Annotated in this window: 15 protein-coding genes; 7 read left to right on the top strand and 8 right to left on the bottom strand. The window is 43.5% G+C overall.

Annotated elements, in window-relative coordinates; translation table 11 throughout:
• Positions 1-12: 12 nt before the first annotated feature.
• Positions 13-1185, bottom strand: coding sequence for an isovaleryl-CoA dehydrogenase (locus AY605_RS07650; RefSeq protein WP_064095838.1), 1173 nt, complete (start codon positions 1183-1185; stop codon positions 13-15).
• A gap of 147 nt (positions 1186-1332) precedes the next feature.
• Between AY605_RS07650 and AY605_RS07655 the strand changes: the two genes are divergently transcribed.
• The 5 genes from AY605_RS07655 (at position 1333) to AY605_RS07675 (ending at position 6469) form a co-directional block, all read left to right on the top strand.
• Positions 1333-1968 carry a TetR/AcrR family transcriptional regulator gene (locus AY605_RS07655; protein ID WP_064095839.1) on the top strand — a complete coding sequence of 212 codons (636 nt, stop codon included), beginning with the start codon at positions 1333-1335 and terminating at the stop codon, positions 1966-1968.
• A 97-nt stretch (positions 1969-2065) separates the two neighbouring features.
• Positions 2066-3754 carry an AMP-binding protein gene (locus AY605_RS07660; protein ID WP_064095840.1) on the top strand — a complete coding sequence of 563 codons (1689 nt, stop codon included), beginning with the start codon at positions 2066-2068 and terminating at the stop codon, positions 3752-3754.
• Between the two features lie 333 nt (positions 3755-4087).
• On the top strand, positions 4088-4756 hold the full coding sequence (locus AY605_RS07665; RefSeq protein ID WP_064095841.1) for a class I SAM-dependent methyltransferase: 669 nt from the start codon (positions 4088-4090) through the stop codon (positions 4754-4756).
• A gap of 62 nt (positions 4757-4818) precedes the next feature.
• Entirely contained in the window at positions 4819-5616 is a 798-nt protein-coding gene (locus tag AY605_RS07670; RefSeq protein WP_064095842.1) for a thioesterase family protein, read from the top strand.
• 82 nt (positions 5617-5698) lie between these two features.
• Positions 5699-6469 (top strand): Rossmann-like and DUF2520 domain-containing protein, encoded by a 771-nt coding sequence (locus AY605_RS07675; protein WP_064096161.1) that lies wholly within the window; start codon positions 5699-5701, stop codon positions 6467-6469.
• 98 nt (positions 6470-6567) lie between these two features.
• Here the strand turns inward: AY605_RS07675 and trmB are convergent, their stop codons facing one another.
• Both trmB and AY605_RS07685 read right to left on the bottom strand, forming a co-directional pair.
• The gene (gene trmB / locus AY605_RS07680) at positions 6568-7284 is read right to left on the bottom strand and encodes a tRNA (guanosine(46)-N7)-methyltransferase TrmB (protein ID WP_064095843.1); all 717 of its coding nucleotides are present in this window, start codon (positions 7282-7284) and stop codon (positions 6568-6570) included.
• Between the two features lie 151 nt (positions 7285-7435).
• Positions 7436-8881, bottom strand: coding sequence for a SulP family inorganic anion transporter (locus tag AY605_RS07685; RefSeq protein WP_064095844.1), 1446 nt, complete (start codon positions 8879-8881; stop codon positions 7436-7438).
• Between the two features lie 217 nt (positions 8882-9098).
• Here AY605_RS07685 and AY605_RS07690 point away from each other — a divergent pair, with 217 nt between their 5' ends.
• Positions 9099-9710: a glutathione binding-like protein gene (locus AY605_RS07690; protein WP_064095845.1), complete on the top strand. Its 612-nt coding sequence runs from the start codon at positions 9099-9101 to the stop codon at positions 9708-9710.
• A gap of 55 nt (positions 9711-9765) precedes the next feature.
• On the opposite strand, the gene AY605_RS07695 is transcribed toward AY605_RS07690, so the two are convergent.
• The 5 genes from AY605_RS07695 to AY605_RS07715 form a co-directional block, all read right to left on the bottom strand.
• Positions 9766-10548, bottom strand: coding sequence for a thiazole synthase (locus AY605_RS07695; protein WP_064095846.1), 783 nt, complete (start codon positions 10546-10548; stop codon positions 9766-9768).
• 14 nt (positions 10549-10562) lie between these two features.
• On the bottom strand, positions 10563-10760 hold the full coding sequence (gene thiS / locus AY605_RS07700; RefSeq protein WP_064095847.1) for a sulfur carrier protein ThiS: 198 nt from the start codon (positions 10758-10760) through the stop codon (positions 10563-10565).
• A gap of 35 nt (positions 10761-10795) precedes the next feature.
• The gene (locus AY605_RS07705) at positions 10796-11161 is read right to left on the bottom strand and encodes a DUF423 domain-containing protein (RefSeq protein WP_064095848.1); all 366 of its coding nucleotides are present in this window, start codon (positions 11159-11161) and stop codon (positions 10796-10798) included.
• 119 nt (positions 11162-11280) lie between these two features.
• On the bottom strand, positions 11281-12150 hold the full coding sequence (gene rpoH, locus AY605_RS07710) for an RNA polymerase sigma factor RpoH (protein WP_064095849.1): 870 nt from the start codon (positions 12148-12150) through the stop codon (positions 11281-11283).
• Positions 12151-12287: 137 nt separating this feature from the next.
• A complete protein-coding gene (locus AY605_RS07715) occupies positions 12288-12521 on the bottom strand; it encodes a sulfurtransferase TusA family protein (RefSeq protein ID WP_064095850.1) in 234 nt (77 codons plus the stop codon).
• A gap of 383 nt (positions 12522-12904) precedes the next feature.
• Here AY605_RS07715 and AY605_RS07720 point away from each other — a divergent pair, with 383 nt between their 5' ends.
• Positions 12905-13120, top strand: a complete 216-nt coding sequence (locus tag AY605_RS07720; RefSeq protein ID WP_004280099.1) for a cold-shock protein — start codon at positions 12905-12907, stop codon at positions 13118-13120.
• Positions 13121-13214 lie beyond the last annotated feature (94 nt).

Below are 13214 nucleotides of genomic sequence, written 5' to 3' on the forward strand. Positions count from 1 at the left end.
AAGTGTTAAGATTTAGGCTGTTTCGTTGAAAAGTTCACGGCCAATCAGCATGCGGCGGATTTCTGAAGTACCGGCGCCAATTTCATACAGTTTGGCATCGCGCCATAAACGGCCTGCAGCAAACTCGTTGATATAACCGTTACCACCTAAAGTCTGAATGGTTTCACCCGCCATCCAGGTCGCTTTTTCAGCAGCATATAAAATGGCACTGGCAGCATCTTTACGCAGACTACGGCTATGTTCGGCCTTGTCACATTCAGCGCCGACCGCATAAACCAGTGCCTTACATGCCAGCCAGGTCGAATACATGTCAGCGATTTTGCCTTGCATTAACTGGAATTCACCCAGTGCCTGACCAAACTGTTTACGGTCATGAATATACGGAATCACGGTGCCCATGCAGGCATCCATAATCCCCAGTGGGCCGGCACTCAATACAGCCCGCTCGTAATCCAGCCCGCTCATCAAGACTTTGGTGCCATTGCCGACGCCTCCCATGACGTTTTCTTTCGGAACTTCGACATTGTCAAAAAATAGCGGATAAGTATTGGAACCGCGCATACCCAGTTTGTCCAAATGCGTACCATGGCTAAAACCTGGCATATTTTTCTCTACCAGAAAGGCAGTCATGCCTTTGGCACCGGCTTGTAAATCGGTTTTTGCATAGACCACCAGGACATCGGCATCGCCACCATTGGTGATCCACATTTTTGAACCATTCAGCAGGTAGTGATCGCCTTTGTCTTCCGCTTTGAGCTTCATGCTCACCACATCCGAGCCTGCATTCGGTTCAGACATTGCCAAGGCACCGACATATTCACCTGAAATCAGTTTAGGCAGATAACGCTGTTTCTGTTCTTCCGTACCATTTCGCTTAATTTGGTTCACACATAGGTTAGAATGTGCGCCATAGGACAAACCAATGGATGCTGAAGCACGGGAAATTTCCTGCATGGCAATGATATGGGCCAGATAACCGAAATTTGAACCGCCATATTCCTCACTGACAGTCAGACCGAGCAGGCCCATCTCGCCAAATTTTTTCCAGAGTTGAGCCGGAAACTCATTGTCACGGTCGACCTGTTGGGCAATCGGGGCAATTTCCTTGGCGCAAAATGCGGCCACTGAATCACGAAGCGCAATCAGAGTTTCATCTAAACCGAAATCCAAGCTTTGTAAATTCATTCTTCATCCATCCTGAGGTTATATTTGTTGTGTCCAAAAAAGCATTTTTGTTGTGCTTGAGGTTTAACATACAACGAAAAAATAAAAAAGTGAATCTATATTCACAAAATGATTTACAATTCATTTTATCTTGTTGAGATTAATTTTATGAGTTATAAAAGATCATCATTGATGCAGGAACGGATGGAACAAAATCGTCTGTCGATTTTGCAATCTGCTCGTGAACTGATTACTGAAGGGGGCTTTAAAGAGGCGTCGATACAGGCGATTGCAGAACGCGCAGGCGTATCTACAGGGCTGGTCTATCGATATTTCGAGAATAAAAGCCAGATTTTAATTGAGGTTTTGTCGGCGGCAATTCAGCATGAAGTCGGAATTTTAGTCCATATTGCTGAATCGGATTTATCGGCAAGACTGAAATTGCAAAAATCTGTTACAACTTTTGTGAAGCGTGCCATGAATAGCCCTCAATTGGCATATTCACTGATGTTCGAGCCGGTTGATCCGGAAATGGAACATGAGCGTTTTCGCAGTAAGCAGCTGCTCAAGCAGAGCATTAAGGAGATTCTGGCCGAAGGAAAGGTCAATGGAGAATTCGAATTTGAAGATTTGAATACCGCAGCACTAGGTGTGGTTGGCGCCATGACCTTTGTGGTAATCGAACCTTTGAATCCGTCCCGCAATGTGATGTTTGATCAGAAATATAAGGATCACTTTGTCAAACAGATTGCCGATTTTTGTGTTAACGCAGTACGTCGACAGGAGGGAAATCCAGCAGCATAAGCACACAAAAACAGGCACACAGACAAGGTCGTCGTGGTCATAAAACAATTAGTAAAGTTGAAAATCAGAATTACAAAGAATCAAGGAGATCGATTCAATGACACAAGTACGGTTAAGCTATGCCTATGGAACCAGCAGCCAGCCTTTATTGGGTATGACGATTGGTGAAAAATTTGATCAGGCTTGTGAGCAGTATGCACAAAGTGATGCAGTGGTCAGTCTGCACCAGAACATACGTCTCAGTTACCGGCAGCTAAAGGAACAGGTTAATGCCTTTGCCTGTCAGCTGCTGAAACTGGGTATGCAAAAAGGTGACCGTCTGGCGATCTGGTCGCCGAACTGTGTGGAATGGACCATTACCCAGTTTGCAGCCTTTAAGGCAGGTATTATTCTGGTTAATCTGAATCCTGCTTATAAAAGCAATGAGCTGGAATATGTGCTGAACAAGGTGTCTTGTAAGGGATTGGTGATTGCGTCCCAGTTTAAAACGACGGACTATCAGGAAATTCTGACTAAAATTGCACCGGAATTGCAGGAAACTGAAGATAAATTCCTTAATGCAGAGCGTCTGCCGCATTTAAAACATGTGATTAAAATTGATGACCAGCAGCATACCGGCATCCACCGGTTTCAGGATTTGCTGAGCTCGCCTGGCGAACAAGAGCTAGAACAACTGCAACAGATCTCCAGTGAATTGCAGTTCGATGAAACGATTAATATCCAGTTTACCTCGGGTACCACGGGCAATCCGAAAGGCACCATGCTGACCCATAATAATATTTTAAATAATGGGTACTTTGTCGGTGAAGCGATTCATTTAGGTCCAGAAGACCGCGTCTGTATTTCAGTTCCTTTATTTCATTGTTTTGGCATGGTGATGGGTAATCTGGCCTGTATTACGCACGGTTCTGCCATGATTTATCCGTCTGCCGTGTTTAATCCGCTGGAAACCCTGAAAGCCATCCAGCAGGAAAAATGTACCGCGGCTTATGGCGTACCGACCATGTTTATCGCCATTCTTGAGCATGAACAGTTTGACGAATTTGATCTGTCCAGTCTGCGTACCGGGATTATGGCAGGTAGTCCATGCCCGCAGGAGATTATGCAGCGCGTGATTGAACGTATGCATATGTCTGAAATTACCATCTGCTATGGTATGACCGAAACTGCGCCAGTAAGTGCACAAAGTTCTACTGAAGACAGTGTTGAACAACGTGTCAGTACGGTTGGTCGGGTACATCCGCATCTGGAAGTCAAAATTGTGGATGAAAGTGGCAAGGTGGTTCCACGCGGTCAATTGGGTGAGCTATGTGTACGCGGTTATTCCGTAATGCTCGGTTACTGGGAAGACCAGGACAAAACCCAGGAAGTGATTGATACAGCGCGCTGGATGCATACTGGTGATATCGCTGAAATGGATGATGAGGGCTTTGTCAAAATCAAGGGGCGAATCAAGGATGTTGTCATTCGTGGCGGGGAAAACCTGTTCCCGAAAGAAATCGAAGATTTCCTTTATACCCATCCGGCTGTTTCAGATGTACAGGTGATTGGGGTACCAGACCATAAATATGGAGAAGAGCTTTGTGCTTGTATCATCCTGCATGAAAATGATCCTTGTACCGAAGACGTAATCCGTGAGTATTGTGCCGAGCATATCTCGCATAACAAAGTGCCGCGTTATGTGCGTTTCTTCCATGAATTCCCGATGACGGCTTCAGGTAAGGCGCAGAAGTTCAAGTTGCGTGAATTTATGCGTGAAGAGCTGAACTTGAAAGAGATTGCTTAAATTGTATTGATGCGATTCTTAAGTGGGGCAAAGCAGTATTTAATGCATGCATTGCCTCCATTTGTATAACGGTTTCGATATCAATATTTAGGCTTTTCTTACTTTTGATGGGCCAAAAGTAAGCAAAATCCCTTTATTTTGCTGAAGGGACTTCCATTTATTTTGCTGAAGGGACTTCCATGTCCCTCAGCAAAATGGCGACATCCATGTCGCTGGGCCTATGATCAAATTTCAAGAAAACAGCAAATAAGATCAAGCTACAAGATTTAAATATTCAATCTATTTAAAGACCCGCCTGAGTTTTAGATTCATGCATAGATTTAGAGTAAAAATATGGCAAAAAACTTTCACAGTGAAGTCGTCGTCGCCAGTTATGACGATCACATCCGTAAACTGATTCCCGGTTATGAACTGGTGCATCAGCAGATTGAAGCGATTCTCAGCACTGAACTCCCGGAAACCGCCCATATTTTAGTAGTGGGCTGCGGGACGGGTTATGAACTGTCGTATTTATTGCAGCGTTATCCAGACTGGACCTTTACTGCAATTGATCCATCAGCAGCTATGCTGGAACAGACTAGTAGAAATCTGAATTCTGTAGATCGACAAAGGGTGCAACTTATCCAAAGCACAATTCAAGATTTGAATCAGCCAGATACGTTTGATGCTGCATTAGCCATTCTGGTGGCACATTTCATTCCAAATTCCGAAAAAAACGGATTCTTTCAGGCTATCCATCAGAGTCTTAAAACCAATGGTCTTGCATTGACCTATGATCTGATGCAACCCGAAGATCAGCAAGACATCAAAATTATGCAGAAGCTGGCACAACAGACAGGGTTAAGCGTAGTGCAAAGTAACAAGATGATTGAACGCCTGGAGCAGGATTTTCACTTGGTATCTGCGCAAAATTTTACAGTACTTTTAACCAAAGTCGGATTTAAACAGTGCAAAATTTATTGTCAAATCATGAATTATCATGGCTTTTTGCTCAGAAAATAAAGATTAAAGAACTTTTTGTAAACTCTAAAGTTTAAGTGAATATTCAGGGAAGTATTAAAACAATGTGGGCATATTACAGTTTTATCCAGCGCGAACAGCATGCAGATGGCAGTACTACAGCTTATTACCGTTCAAATATTCATGCGCAAGGTGCATGGAATCCGCATGAGCAGCACATGGCACCAGCCACTGGTATTCTATGCGTCGAACTGGAACAGTTTCAGCCACGTGCTGACATGCGTATTGGTCGGGTCGGGCTGGATATTTTTGGCCTGATAGCCTTTGGTGAATTTTCAATTACCACACGCATGATCCGCCCGGGTAAAACCATCGAGCTGGTTGAAGCTGAAATGTGTGCCAATGGTAAAACCTGTATCGTGGCACGCGCGTGGAGAATGCTAACTTCAGATACCAAGGCCATTGCCGGAGTGGAAGACTTTCCGATCGAAAGTCCAGATTATTTACCGGTTTGGGAGGGCATGCGCTGCTGGCCGGGTGGTTATATCCAGAGTGTTGAAACCCGTGCGCATGCTGACCATCGTGCAGGCAAGGGCATTGTCTGGCTGAGAAATTCGCTAGACATGGTAGAAGGCCAACCGACGACAGACTTTAGCCGTTTACTTGGTATGGTCGATACAGCCAATGGCATTGTGCCACGTCAGGATCCGAATTCCGGTTGGGGATTTCCGAATCTGGACCTGCAGATTCATATGCACCGTCTGCCGCAGGGTAAATGGCTAGGACTGGAAGTGGTGCAGCAATATGGTGGAGATGGTATCGGTTTGACCAGCGGAATTCTGCATGATGTTCATGGGCCTTTTGGTCGAAGTGAACAGATTCTGACCCTGCGAAAGTTTTAAAGTCTATTCGAAACATCAAGGCCAATTGCCTCAATCTTTATTTATTGGCATGCTGTGCGTAATTTATCAGGAAGAACAGCAGATGCGGATCAGTATGATTGGGGCAGGGCGAGTGGCATATCATCTTGCCCTTGTATTGTCAGCACACCATGAGATCGTACAGATCTACAGTCGAACCCTAGAAAAAGCACAACAACTGGCTGAGCAATTTAAAGCTCAAGCAATCGCTCGGCCTGAACAGCTAGATCATGAGGTAGATCTGGTCATTATCGCGGTAAGTGATCAGTCGATTACCAACGTCATTGAACAGATTCATCCGTATCTGCAGCAGAATCTGATCGTACATACCTCTGGCAGTACCCATCTCGATTTACTGAAAAATGTGCATACGCGTGCAGGCGTATTTTATCCTTTACAGACTTTTAGTCTGGAACACCAGATTAATTGGCAGCAGACGCCACTGTTTATTGAAGCGGTGAATGAACAGGACCAAATCCTGTTATTAGAACTGGCAAATAGCCTAAGTAATCGTGTTTATACTTATAATTCTAGTCAACGTCTCAGTTTGCATCTTGCAGCGGTATTTGCCTGTAATTTTGCCAATTATTGTTATGACATGGCCAAGCAGGTGGTTGATGTACAACAGGTCGATTTCAGTTTGCTGTATCCCTTGATGCTGGAAACCGCCAGTAAAGCCACTCAGAATGATCCTAAACAAATGCAGACTGGTCCAGCGATGCGTGGTGATCAGAATATCTTGAATATGCATCAGCAGATGTTGGCCAATATGCAACGAGAAGATTTGCAAAATGTCTATCAGCTGTTGAGCCAGCAGATACTCAGGCGTCATTAGGAATGAAGAATCTGATGATTTATCTGCGGAGCAGGGTTCAAAGCCAAATTTTTCCCATAAAAAAGCGCTGATTAATCAGCGCTTTTTTGAATCTTGGATTAAGAAATTTTCTTGAAGATAAAATCATTAATCTTGTGACCGGCTTCAATGCCGCGACGTTCAAACTTGGTTTGTGGACGCCATTCCGGACGAGGGTAGCTGTTGCCTTTGCCCGCCAGATTTTCCAGTCGTGGACGTTCTTCCAATACTTCAATCATCCATTCAGCATACGGCTCCCAGTCCGTTGCAGCATGGAAAGTTCCGCCAAGCTCCAGCTTTTGCTCCACCAGTGGCATACGCTCATGTGAAACAAAGCGGCGTTTAAAATGACGCTTTTTCTGCCATGGATCAGGGAAGTATAACTGAACTGCATTAATACTATTATCTGGCATTTCACGTAATACCTGAATTGCATCAGCATCTAGCACACGTAAATTAGTCAAGCCTTCAACACCTGCTTCATACACGCACTGGGCAATACCCGGTACATGGACTTCAATTCCGACAAAGTTTCGCTCAGGATTGGCTTTGGCCATCAATACCAGTGAACGGCCCATACCAAAACCGATTTCTACAGTCAAAGGACGTTGAGGATGTTCAAAGTGCTGACGCAAATCACCGACTGGATATTCCAAAATTAAGTGACCATATTGTTCAAGCGCAGTACGTTGGGAGGTGTTTAGCGGCATTGAGCGGCGCATAAACGTCACGATTTCACGGTGCTCGCTTAAGTTTTCCAGCTCCACGACTTGCTGGTCTAATTGATCGTTCGACATAACTTTGGCAAATCTAAAAATTCAGAATGCGGTATTTTAAGTCCTGAGCCGAGCAAGTCAAACTTTTCTCGGTATTTCTCCATAAAAATCGGCAAGATCTTCCAGATAAAGTAAAAGAGCCAATCGAGGCTCTTTTATTAATCATCGTTCATCAGCTACTAAAACGGTCAATCAGTGTACTGCTGGCTTCATTTAAACCGATTACCCTTACATCTATACCTTGGGCTTTAAACTTCTGAATCACGTTATTCAGCATATTGACCGAAGTCACGTCCCAGACATGCGCATGGGTCAGATCCAGTTCCACATGCTCAAGCTTTTCTTTAAAATCAAAGAACTGATAGAATTTTTCTGTACTGCTAAAGAAAATTTGTCCAGAAATAACATAGCTACGTGAATTGGCTGCATTTAAATGCGTATAGACATGTACGGTTCTTTCCAGTTTATTAATAAAGAACAGGGCAGAGAGCAATACGCCGACAAATACACCAAGCGCCAGATTATGAGTGGCAAGCACGACAATAATCACGGCAATCATCACGGTATTGAATTCTAGCGGATGTTTGCTGAATTGCTTGACTGCTCCCCATTGAAAGGTGGTAAATGCCACCATAATCATGATCGCAACCAGTGCTGCCATTGGGATATAAGCCAGCCAGTCTTTCAAAAAAACCACGAGACAGAGCAGAAACACACCAGCTACCAGAGTCGATAAACGGGTACGTGCCCCTGAAGACACATTGATAATTGACTGACCGATCATGGCACACCCGGCCATCCCGCCCATAAAGCCGCTGACAATATTGGCCATACCCTGACCACGACATTCTTGATGACGGTCACCTTCAGTTCCGGTCACTTCATCAATGACCGTAGTCGTCATCATGCTTTCCAGCAAACCGACAGTCGCCAAGGTAAAGGAATAAGGTAGGATAATTTGCAAGGTTTCCAGATTGAGTGGAATTTCTGGAATCAGGAATACCGGCAAGGTATCCGGGAATTGTCCCAGATCGCTCACGGTACGCATATCTGCACCCAACAACAGCGCCAGCCCACTTAAGACGATAATACAGATCAAAGGCGAGGGAATGGCTTTACCAATTTTAGGGATATAAGGAAACAGATAAATAATTGCCAGACCAATCGCAATAAACAGATAACCGGTGCTCTCCATCTGCTTAATTTCCGGGATTTGTGCCACAAATATCAGGATCGCCAAGGCATTCAAAAATCCGTATACCACCGCCTGCGATACAAAACGCATTAATTTAGCGACTTTAAAATAACCGGCAATGACCTGAATGATGCCGGTCAGAATTGTGGCAGCCAGCAGATATTGCAGACCATGTTCTTTTACCAAGGTAATCATCAAAAGCGCCATTGCGCCTGTAGCTGCGGAAATCATGGCAGGACGGCCGCCAAAAAAAGCAATGGATACCGCTATACAGAAAGAGGCATATAAACCGACTTGCGGATCGACACCGGCAATGGCAGAGAAGGCGATTGATTCAGGAATCAGGGCAAGTCCCACCACCAGACCTGCCAGTACATCTGTGCGGATATTGGAAAACCATTCTTCTTTTTTCAGGCTAATCACGGAATATCATCTATATTTTGAAAACCTGTGTATGTTAAACAGATAGAGATAAAAATCTACACAAGATTGACTTGCAAAAGCCCGGAATATCCTGAATATTGAATGAGTAACTGTCCTCAAATGACAGTTAGGCTTTTTTGCAATTTACAGGTTTGATCACTTGAAAGTTTGTTAGAAGCGATTTAAAACATTGAGAAGTGTATAACAAGGATCAGAAATGAAGCTTTACTATTCGCCAGGGGCATGCTCACTGGCAGCTCATATTATTTTAAATGAAATTAATGTCGATTTTGATTTGGAACGTGTTGATTTAAAAACACATAAAACAGAAAAAGGTACGGATTATTACGAAGTTAATCCTAAAGGTTATGTACCAGCGTTAGAAATTAACCCTGGTCTGATCCTGACAGAAAATGTTGCAATTCTACCGTTTCTTGCTCAACACGATCCAAAACAAGATCTGATTCCACCATCGGGCATGGGACGTGCCAAAGTGCTGGAATGGTTAGGTTATCTGAATTCGGAATTGCATGATGCCTATGCGGTGTTCTTTGGTGACAAGTTATCTGAGGATGAAAAGAAAAAAGCCTATACGGAGATTGATCGTCTATTGAGTTATATCGATAAAGCGATTGGTGAATCGGAAAATGATTATCTGGTGGATGATAACTTTGGTCCTGCGGATGCTTATCTGTTTGTCTTGACCAACTGGTCGAACCAGATTGAGCATGATCTGAGTCCATATAAAAATATTATTCATATCCGTAATAAAGTGGCAGAACGTCAGTCTGTACAGATTGCCATGCGTGATGAAGGTCTGATTCCTTAATTACTGGAAAAAAATAAAGGACTCAATCGAGTCCTTTATTTTTGTTTATGAAAATTTATTTAAAGAAATAGCCGGTTTCCGGCGAGCTGGCATTGGCCATACGTTTACGTGGCATACGGCCTGCAAGAAAAGCTTCTCGGCCTGCTTCAACGGCTTTTTTCATCGCAGATGCCATCAATACCGGATTTTGTGCAGCTGCAATCGCTGTATTCATGAGTACACCATCACAACCCAGTTCCATTGCAATCGCGGCATCACTTGCTGTACCGACACCGGCATCGACCAGAACCGGCACTTTGGCATTTTCCTTGATGATTGACAGGGTGTGTGGATTTAGAATACCAAGACCTGAACCAATCAGGCTACCCAGTGGCATAATCGCGACACAGCCCATGCTTTCTAGCTCTTGCGCCACGATCGGATCATCCGAGGTATAAACCATGATCTCAAAACCATCGTCAATCAAGGTGCGAGCAGCTTTTAGTGTTTCGGTCACGTTTGGATAAAGTGTTTTTTCATCACCCAATACTTCCAGTTTGACCAGATTATGGCCATCGAGCAGCTCACGCGCCAGCATACAGGTGCGGACGGCACTATTGGCATCGAAGCAACCTGCAGTATTCGGCAAAATGGTATATTTTTCCGGAGAAATCACTGATAGCAGATTCGGCTGGTCAGGATCTTGGCCAATATTGACCCGGCGAATAGCGACAGTGACAATCTCTGCACCACTGGTTTCAATGGCCTGCTGGGTTTCATTTAAATCTTTGTATTTGCCTGTGCCTACCAAAAGGCGTGACTGGAATTGGCGTGAACCAATCTGTAATAAATCTTGCATAATTGTCCCGAGTATTAGCCGCCACCGACTGCGTGAATAATTTCGATTTTGTCTGTATCGCAAATCGGCGTATCGCCCAATCTGCTTTTAGGAATAATCATTTCGTTGATTTCAACTGCAAAACGCTTACCCTCAAGCGCCATACTCTGAATCAGTTCCAGCAGATTCTTGCAGTGAGTTTCCTGTTGTTCGCCATTGATGTAAATCACCATTCTAGCAACCCTCCATGATTAAGTGTTGTTCAGATTTATCTGGCGTATTTTAAAGCATTCCAGGCCAGAATTAACCATCCGGCAATCATTAAAGCACCGCCAATAGGTGTAATCACCCCTAAACCGCGGGGTAATCCTAAGGCCATGATATACAGTGAGCCAGAAAACAGTAAAATACCAACCTGAATCAGTCCGAAGCTCCACTGAATCGGTAGTGCAGGAATGACTTTCGCGAGCAGAGAAAGAATCAGTAGTCCTAAGGCATGATAGAAAAAATAATCTGTTGCCGTTTGCCACCAGCCGAGCTGTACCTCAGTTGCACGTGCTTTTAAACCATGTGCACCAAAAGCACCGAGCATGACTGCCAGGGCCAGATTGAGTGCTGAAATCGCAATCCACATTTGAATTGATCTTCCTGATAAAGTTTGCACTTAACCTTAGCATAAATTCAAAATGCGGACATAAAAAAGCCTTCCTGAAGGAAGGCTTTTTAAAAATAAATCAGTAACAGAATTTGGTGTTAATTGGATGACATTGCTACTTTAATTTTTTCCATGGCATTTTTTTCCAGCTGACGAATACGTTCCGCAGAAACATTATATTCGGCTGCAAGCTCATGCAGGGTCGATTTCTCGTCGTCTAACCAACGGCGTTGCAGAATATTCCGTGAACGATCATCCAGCTGGTCCATGGCTTCGTGCAGGGCAGAAGTACTTTGTTCTTCATAGTCTTCATTTTCAATCAGACGAGCCGGATCATAGCGGTTGTCTTCAAGATACAACGCTGGTGCTACATGGGTGGAACCTTCATCGTCGTCATCACTTGATGCATCAAAAGCAGCATCATATGCTGTCAGACGGCCTTCCATTTCCAGTACTTGTTCTGGAGTAACATTTAAGTCATTCGCAATTGACTGGGCTTCTTCGAGCGTCAACTTTTTCGATGATTTTTTCAGGCTACGCAGATTAAAAAACAGTTTGCGCTGTGCTTTAGTAGTGGCGATTTTTACAATACGCCAGTTACGGATCACGTATTCATGAATTTCTGCCTTGATCCAGTGCACGGCAAATGATACTAGACGTACGCCCATATTCGGGTCAAAACGTTTCACAGCTTTCATTAGACCCAGGTTACCTTCCTGGATCAGGTCGCCTTGTGGCAAACCGTAACCTGCGTAACTACGTGCGATATGCACCACAAAACGCAAGTGCGACATGACCAGCATTTTCGCTGCGTCTAAATCTTGGTCATAGTAATAGCGTTCAGCCAACTCTTTTTCTTGTTCGGCTGTTAAAATCGGAATCTGATTGACAGTGCTGATATAAGCACCGAGGTTGACACCTGGCGCCGATAATGACAGGGGCATCAACTGATTGCGGCTGTCACTCATGTGTTCTCCTTGAAGTGCGGGGATAACCCTAAACTAGGTTTTATCTTAATCCAATCTCTCCTCAAATAATGGATATTTGGGTAGAGAAATGTAAATAAGTATACGGAAGCAGAGACCAACAGTTTAATTGAAAATTTTTAAGATTCAATCAAGTAGTGAAACTCTGTATCGGAAATTTTTTTAAATTCAAGCTTGAGCTGATGCAACTGGCAATAACGGCTGATATCAATCTGACTATGCGGATCAGATGATTTGAGCAGGAATGTTGTATGCTTTCCAGCCTTTAATGCCCGCTTTAACATTAATAATGGCATCGGGCACGGTTTTCCCATGGCATCTATAAGGTTGAAATGCGCTGAATCTTCAAACATTAGGGTTTTATTTCGTCAACAGAAAAGGCTATAAATAGTAGCAAATTTGATGCCAGAACCAAACTAATTAAAATACAATGAATAGGTAAATGAATTTATAAAGTCTTTTGACAATTTTCATTAAAAAAATAACTAAATCAAACAGAACATGCTAAAAAAAATCTATTAATTGTGATAAACCCATGTTAAGCTCGTTGCGTATTTGGGACTTTGAATAAACAAAGTGATTGTTTTTCACCCTATTACATAAATGGATGTAACCGGGATTTTGTTGATAGTTTTACAGAATGATTACAAGCTTAAAAATAATATTTTCAAACTTGTTTGCTCTGCTGTTTGCAACACCGGGTGGTCCTTTTTTTAGTTTCAATGAGGATTAACTTATGACAGCTGCTCGCGAACAAGGTGTAGTTAAGTGGTTTAACGATACTAAAGGCTTCGGCTTTATTCAACGTAACGGCGGTGATGACGTATTTGTTCATTTCCGTGCTATCCAAGGTGACGGTCACCGTTCACTTCGTGACGGCCAACGTGTTGAATTCAGTGTTGTTAAAGGTCAAAAAGGCTTTCAAGCTGAAGAAGTTCAACCATTAGACTAATCTTCGGATTAAGCTAAAAAGAAAACGCTCCAATATAATTTGGGGCGTTTTTTGTTTATACTACTTCTATCTTAGTGATTACCCAATTAGAGCA

It is taken from the genome of Acinetobacter sp. SFD (genome assembly GCF_001647575.1).
Taxonomy (GTDB): Bacteria; Pseudomonadota; Gammaproteobacteria; order Pseudomonadales; family Moraxellaceae; genus Acinetobacter; species Acinetobacter pecorum.

What these genes read in the sequence shown, in the direction of transcription:
- AY605_RS07675 (WP_064096161.1), top strand. Translation starts at nt 5,699, where the DNA reads ATGCGGATCAGTATGATTGGGGCAGGGCGAGTGGCATATCATCTTGCC.
- AY605_RS07720 (WP_004280099.1), top strand. Translation starts at nt 12,905, where the DNA reads ATGACAGCTGCTCGCGAACAAGGTGTAGTTAAGTGGTTTAACGATACT.
- AY605_RS07665 (WP_064095841.1), top strand. Translation starts at nt 4,088, where the DNA reads ATGGCAAAAAACTTTCACAGTGAAGTCGTCGTCGCCAGTTATGACGAT.
- trmB (WP_064095843.1), bottom strand. Translation starts at nt 7,284, where the DNA reads ATGTCGAACGATCAATTAGACCAGCAAGTCGTGGAGCTGGAAAACTTA.
- AY605_RS07650 (WP_064095838.1), bottom strand. Translation starts at nt 1,185, where the DNA reads ATGAATTTACAAAGCTTGGATTTCGGTTTAGATGAAACTCTGATTGCG.
- thiS (WP_064095847.1), bottom strand. Translation starts at nt 10,760, where the DNA reads ATGGTGATTTACATCAATGGCGAACAACAGGAAACTCACTGCAAGAAT.
- AY605_RS07695 (WP_064095846.1), bottom strand. Translation starts at nt 10,548, where the DNA reads ATGCAAGATTTATTACAGATTGGTTCACGCCAATTCCAGTCACGCCTT.
- AY605_RS07655 (WP_064095839.1), top strand. Translation starts at nt 1,333, where the DNA reads ATGAGTTATAAAAGATCATCATTGATGCAGGAACGGATGGAACAAAAT.
- rpoH (WP_064095849.1), bottom strand. Translation starts at nt 12,150, where the DNA reads ATGAGTGACAGCCGCAATCAGTTGATGCCCCTGTCATTATCGGCGCCA.
- AY605_RS07690 (WP_064095845.1), top strand. Translation starts at nt 9,099, where the DNA reads ATGAAGCTTTACTATTCGCCAGGGGCATGCTCACTGGCAGCTCATATT.
- AY605_RS07670 (WP_064095842.1), top strand. Translation starts at nt 4,819, where the DNA reads ATGTGGGCATATTACAGTTTTATCCAGCGCGAACAGCATGCAGATGGC.
- AY605_RS07660 (WP_064095840.1), top strand. Translation starts at nt 2,066, where the DNA reads ATGACACAAGTACGGTTAAGCTATGCCTATGGAACCAGCAGCCAGCCT.
- AY605_RS07715 (WP_064095850.1), bottom strand. Translation starts at nt 12,521, where the DNA reads ATGTTTGAAGATTCAGCGCATTTCAACCTTATAGATGCCATGGGAAAA.
- AY605_RS07705 (WP_064095848.1), bottom strand. Translation starts at nt 11,161, where the DNA reads ATGTGGATTGCGATTTCAGCACTCAATCTGGCCCTGGCAGTCATGCTC.